This window comes from Sphingosinicella ginsenosidimutans (assembly GCF_007995055.1).
Taxonomy (GTDB): Bacteria; Pseudomonadota; Alphaproteobacteria; order Sphingomonadales; family Sphingomonadaceae; genus Allosphingosinicella; species Allosphingosinicella ginsenosidimutans.
Window position 1 is genome coordinate 2,486,298 of the sequence record NZ_VOQQ01000001.1, and the last position, 24,785, is coordinate 2,511,082.

Annotated in this window: 26 protein-coding genes; 11 read left to right on the forward strand and 15 right to left on the reverse strand. The window is 68.8% G+C overall.

Annotation, left to right across the window (positions count from 1 at the left end):
- Window positions 1–6: 6 nt before the first annotated feature.
- A complete protein-coding gene (locus FRZ32_RS12365; protein ID WP_147043799.1) occupies window positions 7–927 on the reverse strand; it encodes an NAD(P)/FAD-dependent oxidoreductase in 921 nt (306 codons plus the stop codon).
- Window positions 928–1,000: 73 nt separating this feature from the next.
- Between FRZ32_RS12365 and trmD the strand changes: the two genes are divergently transcribed.
- On the forward strand, window positions 1,001–1,738 hold the full coding sequence (gene trmD / locus FRZ32_RS12370) for a tRNA (guanosine(37)-N1)-methyltransferase TrmD (protein WP_147043800.1): 738 nt from the start codon (window positions 1,001–1,003) through the stop codon (window positions 1,736–1,738).
- A complete protein-coding gene (rplS, locus tag FRZ32_RS12375) occupies window positions 1,735–2,169 on the forward strand; it encodes a 50S ribosomal protein L19 (RefSeq protein WP_147043801.1) in 435 nt (144 codons plus the stop codon). Before trmD ends, rplS begins: the two co-directional genes overlap by 4 nt.
- Here rplS and FRZ32_RS12380 read toward each other — a convergent pair.
- Genes FRZ32_RS12380 through FRZ32_RS12410 form a run of 7 tightly spaced genes read right to left on the reverse strand, consistent with a single transcriptional unit; the run spans window position 2,147 to window position 7,265 of the window.
- Entirely contained in the window at window positions 2,147–2,944 is a 798-nt protein-coding gene (locus FRZ32_RS12380; protein ID WP_147043802.1) for a TrmH family RNA methyltransferase, read from the reverse strand. The genes rplS and FRZ32_RS12380 overlap by 23 nt on opposite strands.
- Complete coding sequence (locus FRZ32_RS12385; protein WP_147043803.1) at window positions 2,945–3,217, reverse strand: HPr family phosphocarrier protein; 273 nt, start codon at window positions 3,215–3,217, stop codon at window positions 2,945–2,947. It abuts the gene before it with no gap.
- Window positions 3,214–3,621: a PTS sugar transporter subunit IIA gene (locus FRZ32_RS12390; RefSeq protein ID WP_147043804.1), complete on the reverse strand. Its 408-nt coding sequence runs from the start codon at window positions 3,619–3,621 to the stop codon at window positions 3,214–3,216. The genes FRZ32_RS12385 and FRZ32_RS12390 overlap by 4 nt, the downstream gene beginning before the upstream one ends.
- Window positions 3,622–4,584, reverse strand: coding sequence for an RNase adapter RapZ (rapZ, locus tag FRZ32_RS12395; protein WP_147043805.1), 963 nt, complete (start codon window positions 4,582–4,584; stop codon window positions 3,622–3,624).
- A complete protein-coding gene (locus tag FRZ32_RS12400; RefSeq protein WP_147043806.1) occupies window positions 4,584–5,024 on the reverse strand; it encodes an HPr kinase/phosphorylase in 441 nt (146 codons plus the stop codon). Before FRZ32_RS12400 ends, rapZ begins: the two co-directional genes overlap by 1 nt.
- On the reverse strand, window positions 5,024–6,589 hold the full coding sequence (locus FRZ32_RS12405; RefSeq protein ID WP_147043807.1) for a sensor histidine kinase: 1,566 nt from the start codon (window positions 6,587–6,589) through the stop codon (window positions 5,024–5,026). The genes FRZ32_RS12400 and FRZ32_RS12405 overlap by 1 nt, the downstream gene beginning before the upstream one ends.
- Window positions 6,558–7,265 carry a response regulator transcription factor gene (locus tag FRZ32_RS12410; RefSeq protein ID WP_147043808.1) on the reverse strand — a complete coding sequence of 236 codons (708 nt, stop codon included), beginning with the start codon at window positions 7,263–7,265 and terminating at the stop codon, window positions 6,558–6,560. The genes FRZ32_RS12405 and FRZ32_RS12410 overlap by 32 nt, the downstream gene beginning before the upstream one ends.
- Window positions 7,266–7,420: 155 nt before the next feature.
- Here FRZ32_RS12410 and FRZ32_RS12415 point away from each other — a divergent pair, with 155 nt between their 5' ends.
- The 4 genes from FRZ32_RS12415 (at window position 7,421) to FRZ32_RS15325 (ending at window position 10,152) form a co-directional block, all read left to right on the forward strand.
- Entirely contained in the window at window positions 7,421–9,052 is a 1,632-nt protein-coding gene (locus FRZ32_RS12415; protein WP_243445286.1) for a phosphoenolpyruvate carboxykinase, read from the forward strand.
- Between the two features lie 94 nt (window positions 9,053–9,146).
- Window positions 9,147–9,455, forward strand: a complete 309-nt coding sequence (locus FRZ32_RS12420; protein WP_147043810.1) for a hypothetical protein — start codon at window positions 9,147–9,149, stop codon at window positions 9,453–9,455.
- A gap of 48 nt (window positions 9,456–9,503) precedes the next feature.
- The gene (locus tag FRZ32_RS12425) at window positions 9,504–9,968 is read left to right on the forward strand and encodes a hypothetical protein (protein WP_243445287.1); all 465 of its coding nucleotides are present in this window, start codon (window positions 9,504–9,506) and stop codon (window positions 9,966–9,968) included.
- A gap of 40 nt (window positions 9,969–10,008) precedes the next feature.
- Window positions 10,009–10,152, forward strand: a complete 144-nt coding sequence (locus FRZ32_RS15325) for a hypothetical protein (protein WP_158635915.1) — start codon at window positions 10,009–10,011, stop codon at window positions 10,150–10,152.
- Between the two features lie 52 nt (window positions 10,153–10,204).
- On the opposite strand, the gene FRZ32_RS12430 is transcribed toward FRZ32_RS15325, so the two are convergent.
- The 3 genes from FRZ32_RS12430 to FRZ32_RS12440 are packed head-to-tail and all read right to left on the reverse strand — an operon-like array spanning window position 10,205 to window position 13,484.
- Window positions 10,205–12,031 carry a DUF885 domain-containing protein gene (locus FRZ32_RS12430; protein WP_243445288.1) on the reverse strand — a complete coding sequence of 609 codons (1,827 nt, stop codon included), beginning with the start codon at window positions 12,029–12,031 and terminating at the stop codon, window positions 10,205–10,207.
- A gap of 16 nt (window positions 12,032–12,047) precedes the next feature.
- Window positions 12,048–12,518, reverse strand: coding sequence for an NfeD family protein (locus FRZ32_RS12435; protein WP_147043811.1), 471 nt, complete (start codon window positions 12,516–12,518; stop codon window positions 12,048–12,050).
- On the reverse strand, window positions 12,519–13,484 hold the full coding sequence (locus FRZ32_RS12440) for an SPFH domain-containing protein (protein ID WP_147043812.1): 966 nt from the start codon (window positions 13,482–13,484) through the stop codon (window positions 12,519–12,521).
- Between the two features lie 71 nt (window positions 13,485–13,555).
- On the opposite strand from FRZ32_RS12440, the gene FRZ32_RS12445 reads away from it, so the two are divergent.
- Genes FRZ32_RS12445 through FRZ32_RS12465 form a run of 5 tightly spaced genes read left to right on the forward strand, consistent with a single transcriptional unit; the run spans window position 13,556 to window position 19,157 of the window.
- A complete protein-coding gene (locus FRZ32_RS12445) occupies window positions 13,556–14,374 on the forward strand; it encodes an HpcH/HpaI aldolase/citrate lyase family protein (protein ID WP_147043813.1) in 819 nt (272 codons plus the stop codon).
- Between the two features lie 48 nt (window positions 14,375–14,422).
- The gene (locus FRZ32_RS12450; RefSeq protein ID WP_147043814.1) at window positions 14,423–15,949 is read left to right on the forward strand and encodes a M28 family peptidase; all 1,527 of its coding nucleotides are present in this window, start codon (window positions 14,423–14,425) and stop codon (window positions 15,947–15,949) included.
- The gene (guaB, locus tag FRZ32_RS12455; RefSeq protein WP_147043815.1) at window positions 15,946–17,409 is read left to right on the forward strand and encodes an IMP dehydrogenase; all 1,464 of its coding nucleotides are present in this window, start codon (window positions 15,946–15,948) and stop codon (window positions 17,407–17,409) included. The genes FRZ32_RS12450 and guaB overlap by 4 nt, the downstream gene beginning before the upstream one ends.
- An 18-nt stretch (window positions 17,410–17,427) precedes the next feature.
- On the forward strand, window positions 17,428–18,603 hold the full coding sequence (locus FRZ32_RS12460) for an RsmB/NOP family class I SAM-dependent RNA methyltransferase (RefSeq protein ID WP_147043816.1): 1,176 nt from the start codon (window positions 17,428–17,430) through the stop codon (window positions 18,601–18,603).
- A gap of 29 nt (window positions 18,604–18,632) precedes the next feature.
- Complete coding sequence (locus FRZ32_RS12465) at window positions 18,633–19,157, forward strand: tetratricopeptide repeat protein (RefSeq protein WP_147043817.1); 525 nt, start codon at window positions 18,633–18,635, stop codon at window positions 19,155–19,157.
- On the opposite strand, the gene rsmA is transcribed toward FRZ32_RS12465, so the two are convergent.
- The 4 genes from rsmA to FRZ32_RS12485 are packed head-to-tail and all read right to left on the reverse strand — an operon-like array spanning window position 19,154 to window position 24,638.
- Window positions 19,154–19,975, reverse strand: a complete 822-nt coding sequence (gene rsmA / locus FRZ32_RS12470) for a 16S rRNA (adenine(1518)-N(6)/adenine(1519)-N(6))-dimethyltransferase RsmA (RefSeq protein WP_243445289.1) — start codon at window positions 19,973–19,975, stop codon at window positions 19,154–19,156. The two genes, FRZ32_RS12465 and rsmA, sit on opposite strands and share 4 nt — an antisense overlap.
- A complete protein-coding gene (gene pdxA, locus FRZ32_RS12475) occupies window positions 19,972–20,961 on the reverse strand; it encodes a 4-hydroxythreonine-4-phosphate dehydrogenase PdxA (RefSeq protein WP_147043818.1) in 990 nt (329 codons plus the stop codon). The genes rsmA and pdxA overlap by 4 nt, the downstream gene beginning before the upstream one ends.
- Window position 20,962: 1 nt before the next feature.
- On the reverse strand, window positions 20,963–22,381 hold the full coding sequence (locus FRZ32_RS12480) for a peptidylprolyl isomerase (protein WP_147043819.1): 1,419 nt from the start codon (window positions 22,379–22,381) through the stop codon (window positions 20,963–20,965).
- A gap of 55 nt (window positions 22,382–22,436) precedes the next feature.
- The gene (locus tag FRZ32_RS12485) at window positions 22,437–24,638 is read right to left on the reverse strand and encodes an LPS-assembly protein LptD (RefSeq protein WP_147044471.1); all 2,202 of its coding nucleotides are present in this window, start codon (window positions 24,636–24,638) and stop codon (window positions 22,437–22,439) included.
- Between the last annotated feature and the right edge of the window lie 147 nt (window positions 24,639–24,785).

Consider the following 24,785-nt stretch of genomic DNA (forward strand, 5'->3'; position numbering starts at 1 on the left):
GCCTCGTCAGCGCCTGATCGGTCGCGCCATGGCGAGGTCGTTGCGGATCGTCGTCGCGGCGACGCCGCCTTCGCCCATCGCATGGCTGATCTGGTCCAGCCCGATGACAACGTCGCCCGCTGCATAGGCGCCTGGAACGCTGGTGCGCTGATGGCTGTCCACCAGGATGCAGCCGTCGCCGTCCGCAAGCTCCGCGCCGATCTGTCCGGCCAGCTCGTTATGGATGTCCGAACCGAGCGCCGGATAGACGCTGTCGAATTCATGCCGCCCCTCGGCGGTTTCGACAATGATGCCGTCCGCGCGCAGGGCGACGCCGCGCGACGGGCCGTCCACCGTCTCGATCCCGTGCGCCTCGACGATGGCGCGATCCGCCTTGCCCAGCGCATGGCGCTCGCCCGGCGCGATCAGTGTCACGTCCGCCGTATAACCGCGCAGGAATACCGCCTCGGCGACGCCATGGCGGCCGCTCCCGATCACGCCGATCCGCTTGTCGGTCACCTCATAGCCGTCGCAGATCGGGCAATAGCGGATCAGGCCGCGCGCCATCGCCTCGTCATGGAGCGCCTCCTCCATGTCGGGGCGGCGGTTCGCGACGCCGGTCGCGAGCAGTACGCTTCGCGCCGTGGCCCGCCCTTCGCCCCATTCCGCGTCGAACAGGTCATCGGCCCGCTCGAGCCGGGTCACCCGTCCGCGCGCGAAGGCGGCGCCATATTTCTGCGCCTGCGCCGTCATCCGCGCGATCAGCTCTTCCCCCGAAATACCGTCGGGAAAGCCCGGAACGTTGCGGGTGCAGGGGATCCAGGATGCGCGGCTCTTTCCCGCGTCGACCACCTGCACCTTGAGGCGGAATCGCGCGAGATAGATGGCCGCGGTCAACCCCGCCGGGCCACCGCCGACGATCAGGCAATCGAAATCGGGCGAGTCCATCGCAGCATAAAGTCCCGGCCGCCGACCGGTTCCACCGCTTGCGGCCCGGCGAGGAAGCGTCGAAAGGGGAGGCATGACCTGGGCGGCGACGATCCTCACCCTTTATCCCGAAATGTTTCCGGGACCGCTCGGCTTCAGCCTCGCCGGGCGGGCGCTGTCGGACGGGCTCTGGTCGCTGTCCACGGTCCAGATCCGCGATTTCGCCACGGATCGGCATCGCTCGGTCGATGACACGCCGGCCGGCGGCGGGGCAGGAATGGTGATGCGCGCCGACGTGCTCGCCGCGGCGCTGGACAGCGTCCCCGACGATCGCCCGAAGCTGGTGATGAGCCCGCGCGGCGAGCCGCTGACGCAGGCGCTGGTGCGCGAGCTCTCCGCCGGCCCCGGCGCCACCATCCTGTGCGGCCGCTTCGAGGGGATTGACGAGCGCCTGTTCGAGGCGCGGCCGGTCCGCGCGGTCAGCGTCGGGGACTATGTCCTCTCCGGCGGCGAGGTCGCGGCGCTGACCCTGCTCGACGCTTGCGTTCGACTGCTTCCCGGGGTAATGGGCGCGGCTTCCAGCGGTGACGAGGAGAGCTTCGAAAGCGGCCTGCTCGAATATCCGCATTATACCCGACCTTATATATGGGAAGGGCGCACGATCCCCGAAGTGCTGCGATCGGGGGATCATGCGAAGATCGCCGCCTGGCGCGAGCGCCGGGCAGTGGAAGAGACACGGCTAAGGCGGCCGGACCTGATCGAGCGCCACGGGGGCGCGCGAAGGCCATCGCCCTCTGGCGCGCGGCGCGAAGAAGAAGGTCAGGACCAATGAACCTCATCCAGCAGCTTGAGGCCGAGGCGATCGCCGAGGTGAAGGGCAAGAAGAACATCCCCGAATTCCGTCCCGGCGACACGCTGAAGGTGGGCGTGAAGGTGGTCGAGGGCGAGCGCACCCGCATCCAGAATTTCGAGGGTGTCTGCATCGCGCGCGCGAACAAGGGCCTCGGCTCCAGCTTCACCGTCCGCAAGATCAGCTTCGGCGAGGGCGTCGAGCGTGTCTTCCCGCTTTATTCGCCGAACGTCGATTCGATCGAGGTGGTCCGCCGCGGCGACGTCCGCCGCGCCAAGCTCTATTATCTGCGCGGCCGCACCGGCAAGGCCGCCCGCATCGCCGAACGCCGCGATCCGCGCCTCGGCCAGGCGAACGGCGCCGAGGTCGAGGCCGCCGCTCCGGAGCCCGTCACCGACGGCGCCACTGGTTGATCACTTCATAGGCCATCACCGCGGTCGCGACGGCCGCGTTGAGGCTGTCGGCGCGGCCGAGCATCGGCATCTTCACCAGGAGGTCGCATTCGGCCTCATAGGCGGCCGGCAGGCCGGCCTGCTCATTGCCGACCAGGATGAAGGCGGGCTTTTCGTAGCGCGCGTCCTGATAGTCGGCGCTGGCCTTGAGGCTGGTGCCGACGAGCTGGCCGGGGCCGGACCGCAGCCAGGCGACGAAGTCTTCCCAGCGCGCCTGCGCGATCTTCTGCGTGAACAGGGCGCCCATGCTGGCGCGCACGGCCTCGACCGAAAAGGGATCGGCGCTGTCGTCCACGAGGATGAGGCCGCCCGCGCCGACCGCGTCGCCGGTCCTCAGGATCGTGCCGATATTGCCGGGATCGCGCAGCGACTGGGCGACGATCCACAGCGGCGCCGAAGCCCGGTCGATCGCGTCGAGGGCGGTGTCGAACGCCGGGAACATGCCCAGCACCGTCTGCGGATTATCCTTGCCGCTGATCTTGTGGAGGATGTCGGCGCTGGTTTCGATCGCCTCGCCGCCCGCAGCCTCGACCTCGTCGATAAGCTCTTTGAGCAGCCGGTGAGAAGCATCTGAAAAGAAAAGGGTCTGCGGGAGGACGCCGGTCTCGCGCGCCTCCGTCAGGATGCGCAGCCCTTCGGCGAGGAACAGGCCTTCGCGCTTGCGGTTCTTCTTGTCGCGAAGGCCGCGCGCCTGCTTCACCAGCGCGTTCGAAAAGGACGTGACCTCGCGCGGCACCTAATCCTCGCCGAACCGCGCCTCGACCAGCTCGGCAAGCTGCGCGACCGCCGTCTCCGCGCCGAGCCCGGTGGCGCTGATCGTGATCGTGTCGCCCATCGCGGCGCCGAGCATCATCAGCCCCATGATCGAGGTCCCGCACACCTTGTTGCCGTCCTTTTCGACCTCGACCGACGCATCGATCTGCGCCGCGAGCGAGACGAACTTGGCGCTGGCGCGGGCGTGCAGCCCGCGGCGGTTGGTGATCGCGACCGTCCGTGAGACCGGCGTCAAGCGGCGGCCTCGCCAAGCACTTCGGAGGCGACCGAAATATATTTGCGCCCGGCCTCCCGCGCGGCGGCGACCGCGGCGCGCACGTCCATCGTCTTGCGGGCGCCCTCGAGCCGGATCAGCATCGGCAGGTTCACGCCGGCGATGACCTCGATCTTCTCGCTCTTCATCAGGGAGATGGCGAGATTGGAGGGGGTGCCGCCGAACAGGTCCGTAAGGATGATGACGCCGCCGCCGTCGTCGACCCGGCCGATCGCCCTGGCGATATCCTCCCGCCGTGCCTCCATATCGTCCTCGGGCCCGATGCAGACGGCCTCGATCCGTTCCTGCGGCCCGACAACATGCTCCATCGCGGTGACGAATTCGGCGGCGAGCCGCCCATGAGTCACCAACACCAAACCGATCATCTAGTCACCTTGAAAACCGTCGTCCGCCTGTCCTGACGTTCCAGCATCCTGTGCGCCTGCGGATCGCTCGATGCCGTCGCGCGGCGGCGTGGCGAGGTCGCGATGATCCAGAGTGGGCGAAAAACCCGCCGCGCGCAACCGTCTGGCGACGCGGTCCGCGACATGGACCGATCGATGTCTCCCGCCGGTACAGCCGAAGGCGATGGAAACATAGGATTTCCCCTCCGCCTGATAGCGCGGGAGCAGGGTCAGGAGCAGCTCCTCGATCTTCGTCAGCGCCGGCTCATAGGCCTCGTCCGCGGCGACATAGGCGGCGACGTCGGGATCGAGCCCGGTCTTCTCGCGAAGGCCTCGCTCCCAGTGCGGGTTGCGCAGGAACCGCATGTCGAAGACGAGATCGGCGTTGCGCGGCAGCCCGCGGGCGAAGCCGAACGACTGGACGGTGAGGGTGGGGGCCTCGTCCCCGGCGCCGAAACGCGTGCGGACCTGCTGCTTCAGCAGGTTGGCGTCCATCTCGGTCGTGTCGATGAGATGGTCCGCCCAGCGCTTCAGCGGCGCCATCATCTCGCGCTCCTCGGCGATGCCGTCGGTCGCCGGCCGGTCCGGGGCGAGGGGGTGGCGCCGGCGGGTCTCCGAATAGCGGCGCACCAGTTCGGGCGTGCCGCAGTCGAGATAGAGCGTCTCGATCGCGAAATCCGCCTCCGCGGCCATCGCCTTGATCGCCTGGACGATTCGTTCCGCGGAAAAGCCGCGCGTCCGGCTGTCGAGGCCGATCGCGAGCGGCCGCTCGCGGTCGGCTCCCGCCGCCGGCTCGGTCGCGATCAGCCGATTGAGCAGCGACAGCGGCATATTGTCGACCACTTCCCAGCCGAGATCCTCCAGCGTGTCGAGCGCGGTCGACTTGCCGGCGCCCGAGAGGCCCGTGACGAGGAGAACCCGTTTCGGATCGTGTCGCGCAGGCATCAGTCGGGCAGGCCGACGAGGCGCAGGGCCGCCTCGACCTTGAGCGGCGCCGACGCCTCGAAGGGCGCGAGGCCGATGAGCGGGATCGCGATGCCGGCGATCGGCCGGCGCTCCCCCTCCTGCGGCAGCCGATCGGGCGCCAATTCGAGATCGACGTAGAGCGCCACCGGCACGTCGCGCAGGTTCGCCATCTCGACGATGCCGACGCCGCGCAGCTCGATCCGCCCGGCGATCGTGTCGGGCGCGCTCGCGAGCAACCGGCCGTCGGCGCGGCGGACGAAGGTGTAATCGTCGCTGACGAGCGCCGCGCCGCGATCGATGAGCCGCAGAGCGAGATCCGATTTACCGCTTCCGGACCGGCCGGCGATGAGCACGGCGCGCCCCTCGATCGCAACCGCCGAGGCGTGGACCGTCTCCGACGACAGAACGGGACTCTTCATCACGCCGCTCCCGGGAAATGAACTACGAATCGGGCGCCGGTTCGCCCGTCGTGGCGATCCTCCGCTGCGATCCGCCCATTATGCCCGTCGACGATCGCCTTGGCGATGGCGAGGCCGAGGCCCGAGTGACGCCCGAAATCCTCCGGCCCGCGAATCGAATGGAAGCGGTGGAAGATGATCTCGCGGGCATCGGGGGGGACGCCCGGCCCCTCATCCTCCACCGAGACGACCACTTCTTCCCCGACCGCCGAGGCGCGCAGATCGACGAGGCCGCCCGGAGGCGAGAAGGAAATCGCATTGTCGACGAGATTGTCGATCAGGCGCGCAAGCCGTCCTTCGTCGCCCATGATCACGGCGGTGCCGGCACGTGGCCGCGCGAAGGCGATTTCCACGCCCTCGCGCCGGCCTTCCCAGGTCGGGAGCATCTCCTCGATCAGGTGGCCGAGATCGACCGGCTCGAACCGGGCGCGGGACAGCTCGGCATCGAGGCGCGAGGCCTCCGCGATGTCGACGACGAGTCGATCCAGCCGAACCACATCTTCACGGATCACGTCGAGCAGTTGCGCCCGAAGCCCCGGATCGTCGACCCGCTCGAGCGAATCGACCGCCGACCGAAGCGAGGCGAGGGGGTTCTTGAGCTCGTGCGTCACGTCAGCGGCGAAGGCCTCGGTCGCGTCGATCCGCTGCCTGAGGCTCTGGGTCATGTCGTGGAGCGCGCGGGCGAGCAGGCCGATCTCGTCTCGCCTCTTGGGAAGCAGCGGCACATCGACCTCGCGCGCGCGCCCGAGCCTGACCCGGTGCGCGGCGCTGGCGAGCTTTCGCAGAGGCGTGGCGATGGTGCGGGCGAGGAATCGCGAGAGCAGGGCGGACAGCACCAGCGTCGCGAGCAGGACCATGCCGAGGTTGAACCGCTCCGCGCGCACCACCTTGCGAACGTCGCGCGCATTGGTGGTGAGCAGCAGGACGGCCGGGTCCGGCCCCTCGATGCGCGCCGCCGCGCTGACAAAGGCCGTGCCTTCCTCGGCCCTGCGCAGCGCGGTCGTCGGGACGCCGGTCGCCAGCGCCCGTCGCGCCTCCGGCCAGTCGGCCAGCGTGTCGTGCGCGGACGGCTCGTAAAGAGGCGGCCGGCTCGCCCCGACGATGGCGTCGAAGCCATTGTCCATCGCCCGCGCGACGGCCCGATACCAGGGCTCATCGGCGGGATCGCGCAGCTCGTAGGTCGGCGGCCCGTGGGCCCAGCTGTCCGCCCGGATGGCGCCGTCGCGACCGTAGATGGTGAGCCGCGTGCCGCCGTCCTCGCCGAGCCTGGTCAGCAGCGGCCCGCGCTGGTCGGCCGGAAGCGCCGCGATCATGTGCGCGATCATCACCGCCTCGGATTCGGCGCGATCGATCCGCGCCTGGGTCAGCCGGCTGCGGAAGCTGTCGAGATAGAAGAGGCTGCCGGCGATGATGGCGATCGCGAAGATGTTGATCGCAAGGATGCGCTGGCGGATCGAAAGCCGCCGCGACCAGCCGACCTTGAAGTCGACCTCGTCACTCCTCCGCAAAGCGGTATCCGACGCCATAGAGGGTCTCGATCGACTTGAAGTTGGCGTCGACCGCGCGGAACTTGCGACGCATCCGCTTGATGTGGCTGTCGATCGTGCGGTCGTCGACATAAATGTCGTCCTGATAGGCCACGTCCATCAGCTGGTTGCGTGATTTGACGACGCCGGGACGCTGGGCAAGCGCGTCGAGGATGAGGAATTCGGTGACGGTCAGCGTCACGTCATGGCCGTCCCAGCTGACCCGGTGGCGCGCCGGATCCATGCGAAGCCGCCCGCGAACGATCTCGGCCGCCTGCGCGTCATCGACATTGCCGACCGGCTGGCTGCGCGCCTCGGTCCGGCGCAGCACGGCGCGGATGCGGGCGATCAGCAGCCGCTGCGAGAAGGGCTTGGTGATATAATCGTCGGCCCCCATGGCGAGGCCGAGCGCCTCGTCCAGTTCCTCGTCCTTGGAGGTCAGGAACACGACGGGGAAATCCGCCCGCTCGCGAAGCCGGCGGAGCAGCTCCATCCCGTCCATCCGCGGCATCTTGATGTCGAGCACGGCGAGATCGGGCGGATTGTCCAACAGCGCCTTCAGCGCCGCCTCGCCATCGGAATAGAGCCGGGTCACGAACCCTTCCGACTGAAGCGCGACGGACAGCGAGGTCAGGATGTTCCTGTCATCGTCGACGAGCGCGATCGTATCGGACATGCGTCGCTTTCCGTTTCTTCCCCGTGCCGGCTTTACGCAAGGGCGCCCTGCCGCGCTAGCCTTTGACGCCGGCCGGCCGGTCCGATAAGCGCGGCCGCACAAGAGCGCCCCGCATGGACGGGACGCCGCTTCCATCCAACTTTCGGAGAGTCGCTTTGACCAGCACGGTTCCCGCACACGATCTTCGCCGCCAGGGCATCGCAACGCCGGCCCGGGTTCACTGGAATCTCGGCACGCCGCAGCTCGTCGAGCAGGCGCTCGCCAATGGCGAGGGGATGCTCGCCAAGGACGGTCCGCTCGTCGTCGAGACCGGCAAGCACACCGGCCGTTCGGCCAAGGACAAGTTCATGGTCCGCGACGCCGAGACCGAGAGCACGATCTGGTGGGACAACAACGCGTCGATGAGCCCCGATCATTTCGCGGCGCTCAAGGCCGATTTCATGGCCGCGCTGGCGGCGAAGGGGACGCTCTACGTCCAGGATCTCTACGGCGGTTCGCAGCCCGAGCACCGGGTCAACGTGCGCGTCATCAACGAACTCGCCTGGCACAATCTCTTCATCCGCACGCTCCTGGTCCGGCCCGACGCGGCCGATCTGCCGGCTTTCGTGCCGGAATTCACGATCATCGACCTGCCGAGCTTCCGCGCCGATCCGGCCCGCCACGGCACCCGCGGCGAGACCGTGATCGCGGTCAATCTCAGCGAGAAGCTGATCCTGATCGGCGGCACCCGCTATGCGGGCGAGATGAAGAAGTCGGTGTTCGGGATCCTCAACTACAAGCTTCCGGCCGAAGGCATCATGCCGATGCACTGTTCGGCCAATATCGGGCCCGATGGCGACACCGCGGTCTTCTTCGGCCTCAGCGGCACCGGCAAGACGACGCTCAGCGCCGATGCCAGCCGCACGCTGATCGGCGATGACGAACATGGCTGGTCGGACACGGCGGTCTTCAATTTCGAAGGCGGCTGCTACGCGAAGATGATCCGCCTCTCGCCCGAGGCGGAGCCGGAAATCTATGCGACCACGAAGCGGTTCGGCACCGTGCTCGAAAATGTCGTGATCGATCCCGACACCCGCGAGCTCGACCTGGACGACAGCCGCCTCGCGGAGAATACGCGCGGCGCCTATCCGATCGACTTCATCCCCAATTGCTCGGCCCACAATATGGGCCCGGTGCCGAAGAACGTGATCTTCCTCACCGCCGATGCCTTCGGGGTGCTGCCGCCGATCGCCCGCCTCACGCCCGATCAGGCGATGTACCATTTCCTCTCCGGCTACACCGCAAAGGTCGCCGGGACCGAGATCGGCGTCACCGAGCCGGAGGCAACCTTCTCCACCTGTTTCGGCGCGCCCTTCATGCCGCGCCACCCGAGCGTCTACGGCAATCTGCTAAAGGAGCGGATCGCGAAGGGCGGGGTCAAGTGCTGGCTGGTCAACACCGGCTGGACCGGCGGCAAATATGGCGTCGGCAGCCGGATGCCGATCAAGGCGACCCGCGCGCTGCTCAACGCCGCGCTCGATGGCAGCCTCAATCATGTCGAATTCCGGACCGATCCGAATTTCGGGTTCGAGGTGCCGGTCGCCGTTCCCGGTGTCGACACGGCGATCCTCGATCCGCGCGCGACCTGGGCCGACAAGGCGGATTACGACGCCACGGCGGCGAAGCTGGTGAAACTCTTCACCGACAATTTCGCCCGTTTCGAGACGCATGTCGATCCGGGCGTCCTCGCCGCCGGGCCGGTGCGCGACGCCGCGCCGGTGGCCGAGCCCCAGCTCACGGTCGCCTGAACGCGACCCTTATTTGCCGGATCCGGCGGCCGGCCATAAGATGGGCCGGCCGCCGGCCGAGTCTCGCCGGCATCGCGTTCGGAAGGAGGGCTGTATGAGCATGTTCGATGGACTCCTGGGAAGCCTGGGGGGAGCGGTCAATCTCGAGGAATTGGCCGCGCGCGCCGGCATCACTCCGGAACAGCTCGCCGGCGTGACGGCCTCGCTTCAGGGCCATCTTCAAGGCGGCGCCGGCCATGCCGACGCGCTCCAGCAGGCGGCGGCCGATCACGGCCTGTCGCTGGAAAGCCTTCAAGGCATTTTCGCGCAAGGCGGCGCCCTGTCCGGGCTCACCGCGATGCTCGACCGCGACGGCGACGGCAACCCGCTCAACGATCTCGGCGGCTTCTTCAACCGCAGCTAGGAGCGATCCGCGCCGGCCGGCCGGTCGCCTCGACCGGAAAGGCCGGCCATGACCGATCCCCGGGCACCCCGCCTGTTCGCCGACGATGCCGCGATCCGCGACATCGGCGAGCGCATGCTCGCCTGCACCTTGCCGAAGGCCGGATGGACCCACGAGGCGCATCTGTCGACCTGCGCCTGGCTGATCCTCGAGCGCCCGGACATCGTGCCCGAGCGCGACCTGCCGGGCCTCATCCGCCGCTACAACGAGAGCGTCGGCGGGGTGAACAGCGACACGGCGGGCTATCACGAAACGATCACCCAGGTGATGATCCGCGCTGTCCGCGCCGCTTTGGCCCGGAGTGAGGGCAGGGACCTCGCCGAACGCGTCAACGCGCTGCTGCTGGCCGACGAAGGCCGCCGCGACTGGCCGCTTCGCTTCTATTCGCGCGAGCGGCTGTTTTCCGTCGAGGCGCGGCGCCGCTGGATCGATCCCGACCTCTTGAACCTGCCTCCACCCGTACTATGTGAGTAATACACATGCGAGAGAGGATCATGCGAGAGAGGATGGAGCCATGTTCGAGAATCCAGTCGCGAAGCGCACCGCGATCGCCGCCGGCATCGGCGCGCTGATCGCGATCCCGGTGCCGTTCGTCGGCCCGATCTTCGGCGCGATCGTCGGCGCCGGGATCGGCTACGTCACCTCGAAGGACCGATAAGTCGAGCCGGACTCGCGTCGCCCCGAGCGGATTCCTTATCGCTCCTGGATACTCAGCCAGCCCGCCGCTCGGCGATATGCGCGTCGATGATCCGCCCGAGCACCACCAGCGGGACGTTCCCGCCAGTCACCAGCGCATCGTTGAACCGGCGGAAATCGAACCGGTCCCCGAGCGCGGTCCGTGCCCTGCTCCGCAGCCGGTTGATCTCGCTATGGCCGACCTTGTAGCCGCAGGCCTGGCCCGGCCATGAGCAGTAGCGATCGACCTCGCCCTCGACATCGCCGCGCGGCGAGCCGTTGGTGGTGGCGAACCAGTCGATCGCCTGGTCGCGGGTCCAGCGCTTGGCGTGGAGACCGGTGTCGACCACCAGCCGGCACGCCCTGAAGGCGATCGACTGGAGATAGCCGAGGCGTCCGAGCGGATCGCCCTCATAGACGCCAAGCTCATCGCCCAGCTGCTCGGCATAGAGCGCCCAGCCTTCCGAATAGGCGTTGAACGCCAGCAGCGAGCGCACCATCGGCAGCCGATAGGTATATTCTCCCTGCCACACATGGCCCGGTATGCCCTCGTGATAGGCGAGCGTGGGGAGGCCGAAGCGCGGGTTGTTCGCGGTGTCGTGGAGGTTGACGTAGAGATTGCCCGGCACCGATCCGTCGATCGTGCCCGCGGCGGCATAGGCGCCGGGAGAGCCGAGCTCGATCTCCGGCGGCACGCGCTTGACGACCAGATTGCCGTGGACAAGCGTCGCGAAGGCGCGCGGCAGGCGGGTGCGGATCTCCGTGATCCGCCCGTTCATGTAATCGAGCACCTGCTGGCGGCCGGCGTCGGTATTGGGGAAGAGCTGGTCCGGCCGGGCGCTGAGCGCGGTCATCCGCTCGCCGACCGTGCCCCGGGTCAGGCCCTGCGCGCGCAGGATCGTGTCCATCTCCGACTGGAGCTCGCGCAGCTGCGCCTGTCCCATGGCGTGGACCTCGTCCGGCGACATGGTCGTCGTCGTCCCGGCCTTGAGCGCCCAGGCATAATAAGCCTCGCCCTGCGGCAGCCGCCACACGCCGGCATCGCTCGTGGCCCGGGCGCGCTGGCGCTCGAGCTCGGCGATCTGCCGGTCCATCGCGGGCGCGACCTTCTCGGTCACCAGCCGCTCGGCGCGCGCGCCATGATCGCCGGCGATGGACGACGTCCGGCGCGCGAGCGAGGTGACGAGGCCCCAGGTCGCGATCGGCGTGCCCCGCACGGACCGTTGCTGGTGAAGCGTCTTGTCGAGGATGAAATCGGGCGCGATCACGCCGATGCCGGCATCGTGGCGCAGCCGCTCGGTCTCGCCGTCCAGCACCGCGGCATAGGCTTCCAGCCGTGTCAGATAGGCGTCGGCGTCGGCGGCGTTCTCGACCTTGTGGTTGCTGTCCAGAAGGTCCGGGATCTCGATGAAGGCGCCGGTATTCTGCGACACCGCATAGGGCGCGTTGCGATAGGACCAGTTCTGGTTGAGCACCGCGACGTCGCCGAATGGAAAGGCGAATCCTTCCAGCGCGGTTTCATGGGCGGTCCGAACCACATCGAGATCGATCTTCGCCGCCTCGCCGAGCGGCGCCGGATCGATCCCCCGCAGCCGGGCGAGCCGTTCGCGGGCGCGGGTCGCCAGCGCCTGCTGCCCCGCGATAGATCGATCGGAAAGCCGCGCACGAAGCGCCGCCCGCGCACCGCTGTCGAGGCCGAGCGTGGTCGCATTTTCGGGATAATCGGACAACAGCGCCTCGCCGACCTCCGCCAGCGCCGCCTCGGCCGCATCCTCGGCGGGGCTCGCCCAGGCGGCGCGCGGCAAGGCGGCGGTGAGCGCGAGCGCGCCAGCGCCCGCCAGCAATTCGCGGCGATCGATCAAGTCGTCCTCCCGATGTTCAGCTTCGTTCGATCTGTGGTGTCCCCGCCGCGACCGGTTCGACCGTCAGGCATGTGCCCTGGCCGCCCGTGACCCGGACGCGCGCCCCGGCGGGCAGATCCGGCCCGCGCGCATTCCACACCCCGTCGCCGACCCGGACGCGTCCCGATCCGCCCTCGATCGCCGTCTCGACGACAACCGTCTGGCCGATCAGCCGCGCGATCCGGTCGTTGAGCAGCGGATCGGTGCTCGGGACGATGTTGCGCTCATATTGGTGGCGGCCGGCGAGGACCGAGCCGACCGCAAACAGGGCGAAGAGGATGAACTGGAACGGGAGCCCAAGGGGGAGCAGCGCCGCAACGACGCCGGTGAGCGCCGCCGCCGCCGCAACCCAGATGAGGAAGACGCCCGGCACGACGAGCTCGAGAATGGCGAGCACCGACGCGCCGAGCAGCCACAGCCAGTGCACGCCGATGCCGCCAATCTCCACTTAACGGCCTCCACCGCCGCGCGTCGACGGCACCGTCGGCGATGCCTCGCCGCCCTTGGCGAGCGCCTCCTTGGCAAGCTCGCCGATCCCGCCGAGCGTGCCGATGAGCTGGGTCGCCTCGACCGGGAAGAGGATCGTCTTCGCATTGGGCGAATTGGCGAACTGGCCGACCGCCTCGACATATTTCTGCGCGATGAAATAGTTGATCGCCTGCGCCGATCCGCTCTCGATCGCGTCGGAGACGAGCTTGGTGGCGGTTGCTTCGGCCTGGGCCGCGCGCTCGCGCGCCTCGGCGTCGCGGAAGGCGGCCTCGCGCCGGCCCTCCGCCTCCAGGATCTGCGACTGCTTCTCGCCCTCGGCGCGGAGGATCGCGGAGGCGCGGCTGCCCTCCGATTCCAGGATGACGGCGCGCTTTTCGCGCTCGGCCTTCATCTGCCGGCCCATCGCGTTGACGATGTCGGCGGGCGGGCGGATGTCCTTGATCTCGACGCGGGTGATCTTGACGCCCCACGCCTCGGTCGCCTGGTCGACGACCGAAAGGAGGCGCGCGTTGATCTCGTCGCGCTTGGACAAGGTCTCGTCGAGGTCCATCGAACCCATCACGGTGCGAAGGTTCGTCGTCGTAAGCTGCATGATCGCGACATAGAGGTCGCTCACCTCATAGGCGGCCTTGGCGGCGTCGAGCACCTGGAAGAAGACGACGCCGTCCGTCTGGATCATCGCATTGTCCTTGGTGATGATCTCCTGGCCGGGAATGTCGAGCACCTGCTCCATCATGTTGATGCGCCGGCCGACGCGGTAGAAGAAGGCCGGATAGAAGCCGAGGCCGGGCCGCGCGACGGTCGTGAACCGCCCGAAATGCTCGATCGTATATTGATAGCCCTGGCGGACCATCTTGATGCTGCTGAACAGCCACAGCAGCACCGCGACGCCAAGTGCGATGATTGCGATGATTGCGATACCCATCCGGTTTGCTCCCTCCACGCTCTTGGCTATCATGCCGTCAAAACCGCATCCCCTCCAAGCGGAATCGACCGATGATCCCATTCGACAACTCGCGCCTCAGGCAGTTCCGCTCGCTGCTCTTCCTGCCCGCCTCCAATCCACGCGCGATCGAAAAGGCGCGAACGCTCGATGCGGACCTCGTCATCCTCGATCTCGAGGATGCGGTGCGCGAGGAGGACAAGGATTCCGCCCGCGCGGCGGCGATCGAGGCGACGGCGCAGGGCTTCGCCGGCAAGCCGGTGGCGATCCGGGTCAATTCCAAGGGCTCGCCCCATTTCGGCGCCGATTATGCCTGCGTTCGCAAGTCGAAGGCGGACTATGTCGTTCTCGCCAAGGTCGATACGCCGAAGGAAATCCATGACGCGCGCTCGCTGATGGAGCGGCCGGTGATGGCGATGATCGAAACGCCGCGCGGCGTGCTCGATGCGGTCGCGATCGCGCGCGATGCCGCCGCCTTCATCGCCGGCACCAACGATCTGTCCGCATCGCTCGGCATCCCGGACGGGGCGGGGCGGAGCGGTCTTGCCTATGCGCTCCAGCGCATCGTCCTCGCCGCGCGCGCCGCCGGCATCGCCGCGTTCGACGGGGTCTACAACCGGCTCGAATCCGACGAGGGCCTCGCCGCCGAATGCGTCGAAGGGCGCGCTTATGGCTTCGACGGCAAGTCGGTCATCCACCCAAGCCAGATCGCCACGGTGAACCGCATCTTCGCGCCCTCGCCGCAGGAGGTGGAGGCGGCGCGGCGGCTGATCGAGGCCGCTGGCGGCGGCGCCGAACGGCACGACGGACGGATGATCGAGGACCTGCACGTCGCCCAGGCCCGCGCCCTCCTCGCCAAAGCGGGGGGCTAGCCCCAGCGAATCGCTTGCCAGCGCGGGGGGCGATCCTTAAGCAGCCCCATGTCTTCGCGACCGCTCCGCATCCTCCTGCCGCTGGTCCTCTGTTTCGCCGCGCCGGCCCTGGCCCGGGACGACGCGCCGATCGCGCCGGCGGACATGCGTCGCCATATCGAGATCCTCGCCAGCGACGCCTTCGAAGGCCGCGCGCCAGGCACGCCCGGCGAGACCCGGACGACCGCCTATATCGTCGACCAGTTCCGCCAGCGCGGGCTGGAGCCGGCGGGCGACAATGGCAGCTGGTTCCAGGCGGTCCCCCTCGTCGAGCGGACCACGCAATCCCACGAGGTCGCCTTCACCGCCAACGGCCGTTCGATCGATTTCGACCAGGCCGATATCGCGCTCCAGGGTCGCGAGGCGGAGGAACGGATCGCCGACGCGCCGGTCATCTTCGCCGGCCACGGCGTCCGCGTGCCGGAGCGCGGGATCGACCAGATCGCCGGCACCGACGTGCGCGGCGCGGTCGTCATCATCCTGCTCGATCCGCCGCAGGTCCCCGGCTTTCCATCGCTGAGCGACCGGGTGAAGGCGATGGCCGACGCCGGTGCCGCGGCGGTGATCGCGCTCGGCGGCCCCGACCTGCCATGGGCCGATGTCCAGCGTTTCTATCACTATCCCGCCACGAAGCTCGCGACGCAGGATGTTCCGCCGATCATCGGCGCGATGCCGCTCGCGGCCGCCGAGCATCTGATCGGGCAGGCCGGCGGACATCTCGATCGCCTCCTCAACGATCAGCCGGGCACGACCTTCCACGCCGTTACCCTGCCGCTGCGCGCGACGCTCCACGTCACCACGCAAATCCACGCCTATTCCACGAACAATGTCGTCGGGCGCATCCGCGGCACCGGCGCCGGCGCCAATGGCGAGAGCCTGCTCTATCTCGCCCATTGGGACCATCTCGGCCTCTGCCGGCCGGAGGGCGCGGCGCACCGCATCTGCAACGGTGCGGTCGACAATGCGAGCGGCGTCGCGATGATGATCGAGATCGCCGGACGGCTCGCGGGGCAGCCGCGCCCGGCGCGTGACATTCTGTTCCTTGCGACGACCTCCGAGGAAAAGGGGCTGCTCGGCGCCGAATATTTCGCGACCCACCCGGTGGTCCCGATCCGGTCGATCGTCGCGGCGATCAACATGGACACGGTCGCGATCGCGCCGGCGGGGGCGCCGGTCGCGGAGATCGGCCGGGGCTTCCCGCCGCTTGACTCGATCATCAGCCAGACCATCGTCGCCGCCGGGCGCAACATCGACGGCGACGACGATGTCGAAAGCCTCGCGCAGCGGCAGGACGGCTGGGCCCTCGCGCGCGCCGGCGTGCCAAGCGTGATGATCGGCGGCGGGCTCGGCGATCCGGCCAGGCTCGGCGCCTTCCTGCGCGACGTCTATCATTCGCCGGCCGATCAGGTCGGCCCGAGCCTGGAGCTCGACGGCGCCGCCGAGGATGCGAACCTGCTGGTCGCGATCGGCCGGCGGCTCGCCGATCCGGCCACCTATCAACGACCCGCAAGAAACAACGAGGAACCTGCCCAGTGACCGAAGCCGACATCCCCCTCGGCCTCACTTTCGACGATGTGCTGCTCGTGCCGGCGCGCTCATCCGTGCTGCCGAGCCAGGCCGACACGTCGACCCGCATCACGCGCGAGATCACGCTCAACATCCCGATCCTCTCCTCGGCGATGGACACGGTGACCGGCGCCGACATGGCGATCGTGATGGCGCAGCTCGGCGGGATCGGCGTGCTCCACCGCAACATGGATGTGGAGGAGCAGGCCGCCGCCGTCCGCGCCGTGAAGCGCTTCGAAAGCGGCATGGTGGTGAACCCGATCACGATGACGCCGGATCAGACGCTCGCCGACGCGCTCGACCTGATGGCGCGGCATCGCATCTCCGGCATCCCGATCACCGAGAGGGACGGCCGGCTGGTCGGCATCCTCACCCATCGCGACGTCCGCTTCGCCGAAAATCCGCGCCAGCCGGTGTCGGAGCTGATGACCCGCGACAATCTCGCGACGGTCGGCCCGGGGGTCACCCAGGAGGAGGCGCGCCGCCTGCTGCACCAGCGGCGGATCGAAAAGCTGATCGTCGTCGACGAAGACCGGCGCTGCATCGGGCTCATCACCGTCAAGGATATCGAGAAAGCGGTCACCTATCCCGACGCGACCAAGGACGGCGCGGGCCGCCTGCGCGTCGCGGCGGCGACGACGGTTGGCGACAAGGGGTTCGAGCGCAGCGAGGCCCTGATCGACGCCGAATGCGACCTCATCGTCATCGACACCGCCCACGGCCACAATCAGGACGTCGCCGCTGCGGTCGAGCGGATCAAGCGCAGCTCCAACGCGGTCCAGGTCGTCGCCGGCAATGTCGCGACCGCCGAGGCGACGAAGGCGCTGATCGACGCCGGCGCGGATGCGGTGAAGGTCGGCATCGGCCCCGGCTCGATCTGCACCACGCGCGTCGTCGCGGGCGTCGGCGTGCCGCAGCTGACCGCGATCATGCAGAGCGCCGAGGAGGCGCGGAAGAGCGGCGCGCCGGTGATCGCCGATGGCGGCATCCGTGCCTCGGGCGACATCGCCAAGGCGCTTGCCGGCGGCGCGGCCGGGGTGATGATCGGGTCGCTCCTCGCCGGGACCGAGGAGGCGCCGGGCGAGACGTTCCTCTACCAGGGCCGCGCCTACAAGAGCTATCGCGGCATGGGCTCGCTCGGCGCGATGGCGCGCGGATCGGCCGACCGCTATTTCCAGCAGGACATCAAGGACCAGCTGAAGCTCGTTCCGGAAGGGATCGAGGGCCAGGTCGCCTACAAGGGCCATGCCCGCGACGTCATCCACCAGCTCGTCGGCGGGGTGAAGGCAGCGATGGGCTATACCGGCGCGGCGACGATCGAGGCGCTGCGCGAGGCCCGGTTCGTGCGCATCACCAATGCGGGCCTCAGCGAGAGCCATGTCCACGACGTCACCATCACGCGCGAGGCGCCCAATTATCCGACACGATAGGATCGCGAGGATCGCCGGATGACTCCCGCCGCGCGCGTCCAGGCCGCGATCGAGCTGCTCGATGAGATCGTGACGTCGGCACGCGAAGGCGGCGCCGCGGCGGACACGCTCATCGCGCGCTATTTCAAGACGCGGCGCTATGCCGGATCGAAGGATCGGCGCGCGGTGCGCGACCTCGTTTTCCGCGCGGTGCGAAGGGCAGGGGAGCGCCCCGCCTCCGGCCGGGCCGCGATGATCGGGCTTGCCGGCGAGGATGCGGCGCTTGCCGCCCTGTTCGATGGATCGCCCCACGGGCCGGCGCCGATCGCGCCGGGCGAGGCGGCGGCGGCGCATGGCACGGTCCCGGCCTGGCTGGCGGAGCGTTTCGATCCCCTCGTGGACGGGGCCGAGCAGGCCGCCCTGCTGGAACGCGCGCCGCTGGACCTTCGGGTGAACCGCCTGAAGGCCGCGCGCGATCCGGCGCTCGTCCCCGGATCGACGCCGACTCCGCTCTCGCCCCTCGGTCTCCGCCTCCCGGGCGGCGAAAATGTCGAGCAGACGGACGCCTGGAAGGCCGGCCTGGTCGAGGTGCAGGACGAAGGCAGCCAGCTGCTCGCCTTGGCCTGCGCCGCCCGGCCGGGCATGACCGTCGTCGATCTGTGCGCCGGCGCTGGCGGCAAGACGCTCGCGCTCGCGGCGGAGATGGGGAACGCGGGGCGGATCGTCGCCGCCGACACGGATCGGGCCCGCCTCTTCCGCATGACTCCAAGGCTGGAACGCGCGGGCGTCACGATCGTCGAGCCCGGGCTCCTCGATCCGGGTCGCGAGACCGAGGCCCTCGCCGATCTTGCCGGGGCCGCCGACATCGTCCTTGTCGATGCGCCCTGTTCGGGGAGCGGCACCTGGCGTCGCAACCCGGAGGCGCGCTGGCGTCTCACGCCGGACCGGCTGGCCCGGCTCACCGGGCTCCAGGCGCGCCTGCTCGACATCGCGGCCGTCCTCGTCGCGCCGGGCGGCGTCCTCGTCTATGCGGTCTGTTCGCTCTTCGCCGAAGAGGGGCGGGCGCAGGCCGCCGCCTTCTCCGCCCGTTCATCGCTCGTTGAGGCGGACCTGCCTATTTCGGCGGGACGCGCGGCGGGTTCCGGCGTTCTGCTGACGCCGGGCCATGACGGAACGGACGGCTTTTTCGTCGCGGGCTGGCAGCGGCCATGCTAGGCCCGCCACGGAACGGAATGGAGACTTTGATGCGGCTCACCCCGATCGTCCTCACCCTCGCCATAGCGGGCGCAACTATGGCGAGCGCCGGTTACGGGCAGCGCGCCGACGATCAGATCAATCCGCGATCGGCCGCGCTGGTCGAGCAGGCTCGCGCCGCGACGGCGAGTGGCCAATATGAGCAGGCGAACGACCTGCTCGAATCCGCGCTCGCGGTCGATCCGCGCAACCGCGCGGCCTATATCGCGCTCGGCCGGGTCGCGCAGGCGCAGCATCTGCCCGGCAAGGCGCTTCGCTATTATTCCGATGCGCTCCGGCTCGAGCCCAACGACATCAGCGCGCTCGCCGCCCAGGGCGAGGCGTTCGTGCAGCGCGGGGCGGTCGAACGGGCGCGGGCGAACCTCACCCGCGTGCGCGCGCTCTGCCGCCAGACCTGCCCGCAGGGCGATCAGCTCGCCGCGGTGATCCAGCGCGGCCCGCCCGCCGAGGTGCTTGCCGCCCAGCGCCCCGACCAGGGTCCGCCGAGCGAGACGCCGGCCCCGCGCCGCAACTAGAGCGCGCGGGCCAAGGCGACGAATTCTCCGACGCTGAGCGTCTCCGCCCGCCGCTCGGGATCGATGCCGAGCCGATCGAGCGCCTCGAGCGCCCCGTCCACCGCCGACAGCGAGCGGCGGAGCATCTTGCGGCGCTGACCGAAGGCCGCGCCCGTCAACCGCGCCAGCCTGTTCGGATCGACCCCCTCCGGCTGTTCGGCCGGCACGATATGGACCACCGCGGACATCACTTTGGGCGGTGGAACGAACGCCGCCCGGTTCACCTTCATCGCCAGCCTCGCGGTCGTCCGCCACTGGGCGAGCACGGCGAGCCGGCCATAGGCCGCGCCGCCCGGCGATGCGACGATCCGTTCGGCGACCTCGCGCTGGAACATGAGTGTCAGCGATCGCCACCAGGGCGGCCAGCGCTCCGCCTCCAGCCAGCGGGTCAGCAATGCCGTGCCGACATTGTAGGGGAGGTTGGCGACGACGTGGGCCGGGCCGATCTCCTTTGGCTCATCGATCGCCAGCGCATCGCCCTCGATGATCCGAAGCCGCCCGCCCACCGCCTCGGCGAGCTCGGCGAGCGCCGGCAGGCAGCGCCGGTCCCGCTCCACCGCGATCACCTCCGCGCCGGCGCGCAGCAGCGCGCGGGTGAGCCCGCCCGGACCCGGGCCGACCTCATAGACACGCGCGCCGTCGAGCGGGCCGGGGATCGCCGCGATCCGATCGAGCAATTGCGCGTCGAGGATGAAATTCTGGCCGAGCGCCTTCGATGCCGCCAGCCCGTGCCGCGCGATCACCTCGCGCAGCGGCGGCAGGCGATCGAGGGCGCTCACGCCGCGGCGAGGCGCGCCGCGCACTCTCCCGCGGTGCGGATCGCAGCGATCATCGCGCCCGGATCGGCCATGTTCTTGCCGGCAATGTCGAACGCCGTGCCGTGGTCCGGAGAGGTGCGAACGATCGGCAGGCCCAGCGTCACGTTGATCCCGTCGTCGAAGTGCAGCGTCTTGAGCGGGATCAGCCCCTGGTCGTGATACATGCACAGCGCAAGATCATAGGTCGCGCGGCGATGGGCGTTGAACATGACGTCGGGCGGGTGCGGGCCGGTGACCTCATAGCCCTCCTCGCGCAACCGTTCGATGGCGGGGGTGATGATATCGATCTCCTCGCGGCCGAGCGCGCCCTGCTCCCCGGCGTGGGGATTGAGCCCGGCGACGGCGATGCGCGGATTCTCGATGCCGAACTGCCGCTGGAGCCCGCGCGCCGCCGCACGGCCCTTGGCGGCGATGCGCTCGACGCTGAGCGCATCGATGACCTCGCGAAAGGGGATATGCGTCGTCACCGGCACGACGCGCAGGGTGGGTCCCGCGAGCATCATCGCGGTCAGCTCGCGCGAAACGCCGCAGCGCTCGGCGACGAATTCGGTCTGGCCCGGATGGTTGAACCCGACCGCGTAGAGCCGGACCTTCGACACCGGCCCCGTCACCAGTCCGGATGCCGCGCCGGAACGGGTCAGTCCCACCGCGAGCTCCAGCGCGTCGAGCGCGTTGCGCGCGCCGATCAGCTCGTGCCCGCCCGGCGGCGTGGTCGAATCGGCGATCTGGAGAACAGGCAGGGCCTCGTCCCAGATCGCAGCCGCCTCGTCGGGCGCGCCGATCGTCTCGACCGGCCCGTCCCACACCGCCTCCACCGCGGCGAGATTGCCGACCGCGAAGAAGGGCGGGAGTCGTTCGGCGTGGCGCCGCTCCCAGCTTTTGGCGACCACCTCCGGACCGATGCCGGCCGGATCCCCGAGCGAAACCGCGAGCGGCGTGTCGAGCATCTCAGCGATAGTCGATCACCGCATCGCGGCGAAGATCGCGAAGATAGCGCTGGGCGCGGTTGTTGATCCGCTGCTCGTTGAGCTGCTGATAGATCTGGTCGAAACTCGGCCCGCTCGACTGCGGCGGATCGTCGCGACCGCACAGGACGAGAACGCTGATCCGCTCCGCTCCGCCGAACGGCTGGGTCGCCTGGCCTATGCTGAGGTTGAGCAGCATATCCTGCAGCGCCGGCGGAAGCTGCCGCGCTTGCACCTGATCGTTCGAGACAAGTTCAGCGCCGAGCGCCTGGGCCGTCGCCTGGGCATGGCCGCAACCGCCCATCGACTGCGTCGCCTGGGCAAGCGCCTGAGCACGCTCACGGGTCTGCGCGTCGGAGGTTCCGGCCGGGAGCGTGATCGAAAGCTGGATCAGGCTCAAGAGGGCGTCGCGCGGGTCGGCGACGCCGATCTGGCGCTTGTCGACCAGCGCGATGATCGAATAGCCGCCCGGAACAGCAATCGGATTGGTCACCGCGCCAAGTGGCATCTGCGGCAGGATCGAGGAGATTTCCGACGGCAGCTGCTCCGCGCGGACCCAGCCGAGATCGCCGCCGACCGCGGCGGTCGAGGCCTCGGAGAATTGCCGCGCATAGGCCTGGAAGCTGGCGCCGGCGCGCAACTGCTGGATGATGCGGTTGGCATTCGCCTCGACCTCGTTCGAGGTCTCCGGCGTCGCGGTCAGGAAGATTTCCGCCACATGATATTCGGTGGTCCCGCGGGAGGCCTGGAGCCTCGCGAGAACGGCCTGGACCTCATCGTCGCCGACGTCGACGAACGGGTTGATCCGCCGCTGCTGCAGCCGCTGCCAGGCGAGCTCGCCAAGGATCTGCCGCTTCATCGATCGTTCGGATGAATTGATCGAACGGAGATATTCCGACATCTCCGCGGGGGTCTTGTTGAAGCTCTGCGCAAACCGCTCGTAATATTGGTCTAGCTCGCTCTGCTGGATGGTGATCTCGTCCTGAGCCGCGGCCTGGATCTCGATGGTTTCGTCGATGAGGTTGCGAAGCACCTGCGCGCGCGCCGCCTGGACCTGGTCGGGCGGCAGCTGGATCCGGTTGGACGCGAGGAACAGCGCGAGCCGCTGGTTGATGTCCGTCTCGGTGATCACCTGGCCGTTGACGATCGCCGTGGCCTTGCGGACGTCGGGCTCGCGGTTGCCGATGAAGGTGACGTCGGCCGGAATGTTGAGGCCGCTCGTATCCTCGGTCGTCGCCGCTTCGGCCGGCTGGGCAGCGGCTGCGGGAGGCGGCGTTGGCGCGGGCGTCGCGGCCTGGGGAGCGCTGGCAGCCGCGGATTCACCGCTCTGGGCGGCGACTCCCGCCGACATCAAGGACGCGGCGATCAGGGCCGTCGCCCCTGGTAACCAACCGAGCTTCATCATTCCTCCAGTAAAAGCAGGCAAATAACGTGCGCCCGACATGCTGAACGCGAGCTTAGCGGCCGAGAGACTTCAACGCCACCCGGATGAGGAAGGTGTTTCCCCGCACCGCGTCCCCGGTCGTCTCATAGTCGCGCCGCCACGTCACGCCAAGCTCGATGCAATCGTCGTCATACTGGATGCCGACGCGATGGCGGATCGGATCGAACCCGTCGGACGATGACAGAGGATCTTCCTGGCGGCTCGTGAGATCGACCACGGTCGAGCCGAAGATCGACCAGTAGCGCGCGAAGTGGACCCGGCCGCCGAAGCGGACCTCCTCGCGATCGCGCAGGTCCTCGATCGACGGATCGATGTTTCGGTCCAGCCTTAGATAACCGATCGTCGCATAGGTCTGCCGGCTGCCGACGGTCGCGTCGATCTCGTTGCGGCGGACGGCGAAGCTGTCCTTGTCGAGCCGGAAGCGGTGGGTGAAATTGACGAACCGGCCGACCTGGACCGTGGTGCGCCCAACGAAGTCCGAGAAGCGCCCGGACAGGCCCGTGCCCGGCGGCAGGATCGTCGCGCGGTTGTTGAGCCGGTAGCTCTGGCCGATATTGGTCCGCACCGACACGCCCGGCAGGTCGAACGCCCAGTCGGCCCCATAGGTGACGCGCACGCCATCCTCCCAGCGATCGTAGCCGGGGAAACGATTCAGCGCGAACAGGTTCGAATCCTCAAGGTCGACCGCGCGCGCATCCTCGTTCGGAATGTCGAGATTCTCGGTCGGCGGCGAGGCGACGAGCTGGACACGCGGCGTGAAGCGCTGGGTGCCGTTCAGGAACCGGCCGACGAACGGCCATTGCACATCCGCGGCCGCTGCGGCGATCACCCTGGTCTGCCAGCCCTCCAGTCCGCGATAGGAGGCGGTCTGGGTCAGCAGCGTGTCGCTGGTATGATAAAGGTCGCCGCGCCCATAGGCGGTCAGCGTCACCAGCTGGCCAAGCGGGGTGATCAGCCTCTTGTCCCATTCGGCGCTGGCGAAGGCGCGCTGCGTGTCCTGCCCCTCGGTCCTCAGGATCGCAAGGCTGTTCGCCTGGAGCTGGACCATGCCGCCGAGCCACGGATCGGCGATCCGCCAGCGCGCGTCGATGGCCGGCAGCGCGATCGGCTGCTGGCCATTGTCGTCGGTCAGCCTCAGCCCCTCGAACGCCCATCCGGCGATCGAGATGTAGCTGTTGTCGGTGATCCTCTCGACGTTGATCGTCGAGCGCAGCCGGTCGTCGCGTGAAATGTCGTAGCGCCTGAGGAAGGTGCGGTCGGTGGCATAGCGGCCGGAGAAGGTCACGCTCCAGTCCGGCGACAGCTGGAAGCGGCCATTGCCCTCGATATAGCCGCGGATGCCGCGATCGGTCTCCGGCTGCGGCTGGTCCGGATCGATCGGCAGGCGCGAGCCGTAGGTCAGGTAGCCGTGCAGCTGGAAGGCGCCGAGCCCGGTCAGCTGCCGATATTGCGCTTCCGCCATGGGCAGCACTTCGGTGAAGATGTGCGGCGTGATCGTGGCGTCGATATTCGGCGCGATCCGGAAATAATAAGGCGCGCTGAGCTCGACCCCGTTGCGCCGGTTGAAGCTGAAATCGGGGACGAGCAGGCCCGTCGATCCCTCGTCGGAGCTTCCGTCCGGATGGGAGAGTCCCGGCAGGCCGAGGATCGGGTGGCCGAGCAGGTTGAGCGTCGCGCCGCGATAGCTGATGCGGTGCCGGATCGGATCGTGAAAGACCCGGACGGCGGTGATCGACCAGGTCGGATCCTTGGGGCAGCCGTTGCGGTCGAGCACCGAGCAGGGCGTATAGGCGGCGCGGGTCAGCGTCGTATAGCCGTCACGGCGTTCGGCATGGACCGCCGCAAGACGTCCCCCCTCCGCGAGCACGAGCAGGATATTCTCCGCGACGCCGTCCCGCAGATTGCCCTCAAGCGCGACGGAATCGCCATAGGCCGTGTCGCCGCGCGGGCTGTCGATGCGGACATTGCCGTGCGCGGTCATCGCGCCGCTCCCGCGATTCCAGACGACGCTGTCGGCAGCGAGATGATAGCCGTCGCGCGTCATCCGGACGGCGCCGCTGACGGTGACGGTATCGGCGTCCTGATCGTAGGTGAGCTGGTCGGCGCTGAAATCGACCGGCCCGCCGTTCTGGCCCGGCTCGGTCCCGGCCGGAGACGGGGGCGCGAGCACTGGCGGAGCCGCCTGCGCGTGGGCAATGCAGGGCAGGCTCAGCATCAGTGGCAAGGCGGTCCGGCAGATCGTTCGAAGCGTCGTCACAAATCCTGCCGCTCTGGCCGTGGCAGCGACCAGCCTATTGCACCGGACGCCGCGCCCTGCAATGGCGTGCAGTCCGGCGCGGGTCAGCGCCCATAAGGAGACTGT

Excerpts from the sequence above, each read along its gene's own strand:
- FRZ32_RS12365 (WP_147043799.1), bottom strand. The coding sequence starts at position 927 with ATGGACTCGCCCGATTTCGATTGCCTGATCGTCGGCGGTGGCCCGGCG.
- trmD (WP_147043800.1), top strand. The coding sequence starts at position 1,001 with ATGACCTGGGCGGCGACGATCCTCACCCTTTATCCCGAAATGTTTCCG.
- rplS (WP_147043801.1), top strand. The coding sequence starts at position 1,735 with ATGAACCTCATCCAGCAGCTTGAGGCCGAGGCGATCGCCGAGGTGAAG.
- FRZ32_RS12390 (WP_147043804.1), bottom strand. The coding sequence starts at position 3,621 with ATGATCGGTTTGGTGTTGGTGACTCATGGGCGGCTCGCCGCCGAATTC.
- rapZ (WP_147043805.1), bottom strand. The coding sequence starts at position 4,584 with ATGCCTGCGCGACACGATCCGAAACGGGTTCTCCTCGTCACGGGCCTC.
- FRZ32_RS12400 (WP_147043806.1), bottom strand. The coding sequence starts at position 5,024 with ATGAAGAGTCCCGTTCTGTCGTCGGAGACGGTCCACGCCTCGGCGGTT.
- FRZ32_RS12405 (WP_147043807.1), bottom strand. The coding sequence starts at position 6,589 with ATGGCGTCGGATACCGCTTTGCGGAGGAGTGACGAGGTCGACTTCAAG.
- FRZ32_RS12410 (WP_147043808.1), bottom strand. The coding sequence starts at position 7,265 with ATGTCCGATACGATCGCGCTCGTCGACGATGACAGGAACATCCTGACC.
- FRZ32_RS12420 (WP_147043810.1), top strand. The coding sequence starts at position 9,147 with ATGAGCATGTTCGATGGACTCCTGGGAAGCCTGGGGGGAGCGGTCAAT.
- FRZ32_RS12425 (WP_243445287.1), top strand. The coding sequence starts at position 9,504 with ATGACCGATCCCCGGGCACCCCGCCTGTTCGCCGACGATGCCGCGATC.
- FRZ32_RS15325 (WP_158635915.1), top strand. The coding sequence starts at position 10,009 with ATGTTCGAGAATCCAGTCGCGAAGCGCACCGCGATCGCCGCCGGCATC.
- FRZ32_RS12440 (WP_147043812.1), bottom strand. The coding sequence starts at position 13,484 with ATGGGTATCGCAATCATCGCAATCATCGCACTTGGCGTCGCGGTGCTG.
- FRZ32_RS12445 (WP_147043813.1), top strand. The coding sequence starts at position 13,556 with ATGATCCCATTCGACAACTCGCGCCTCAGGCAGTTCCGCTCGCTGCTC.
- FRZ32_RS12450 (WP_147043814.1), top strand. The coding sequence starts at position 14,423 with ATGTCTTCGCGACCGCTCCGCATCCTCCTGCCGCTGGTCCTCTGTTTC.
- FRZ32_RS12460 (WP_147043816.1), top strand. The coding sequence starts at position 17,428 with ATGACTCCCGCCGCGCGCGTCCAGGCCGCGATCGAGCTGCTCGATGAG.
- FRZ32_RS12465 (WP_147043817.1), top strand. The coding sequence starts at position 18,633 with ATGCGGCTCACCCCGATCGTCCTCACCCTCGCCATAGCGGGCGCAACT.
- pdxA (WP_147043818.1), bottom strand. The coding sequence starts at position 20,961 with ATGCTCGACACGCCGCTCGCGGTTTCGCTCGGGGATCCGGCCGGCATC.
- FRZ32_RS12480 (WP_147043819.1), bottom strand. The coding sequence starts at position 22,381 with ATGAAGCTCGGTTGGTTACCAGGGGCGACGGCCCTGATCGCCGCGTCC.
- FRZ32_RS12485 (WP_147044471.1), bottom strand. The coding sequence starts at position 24,638 with ATGCTGAGCCTGCCCTGCATTGCCCACGCGCAGGCGGCTCCGCCAGTG.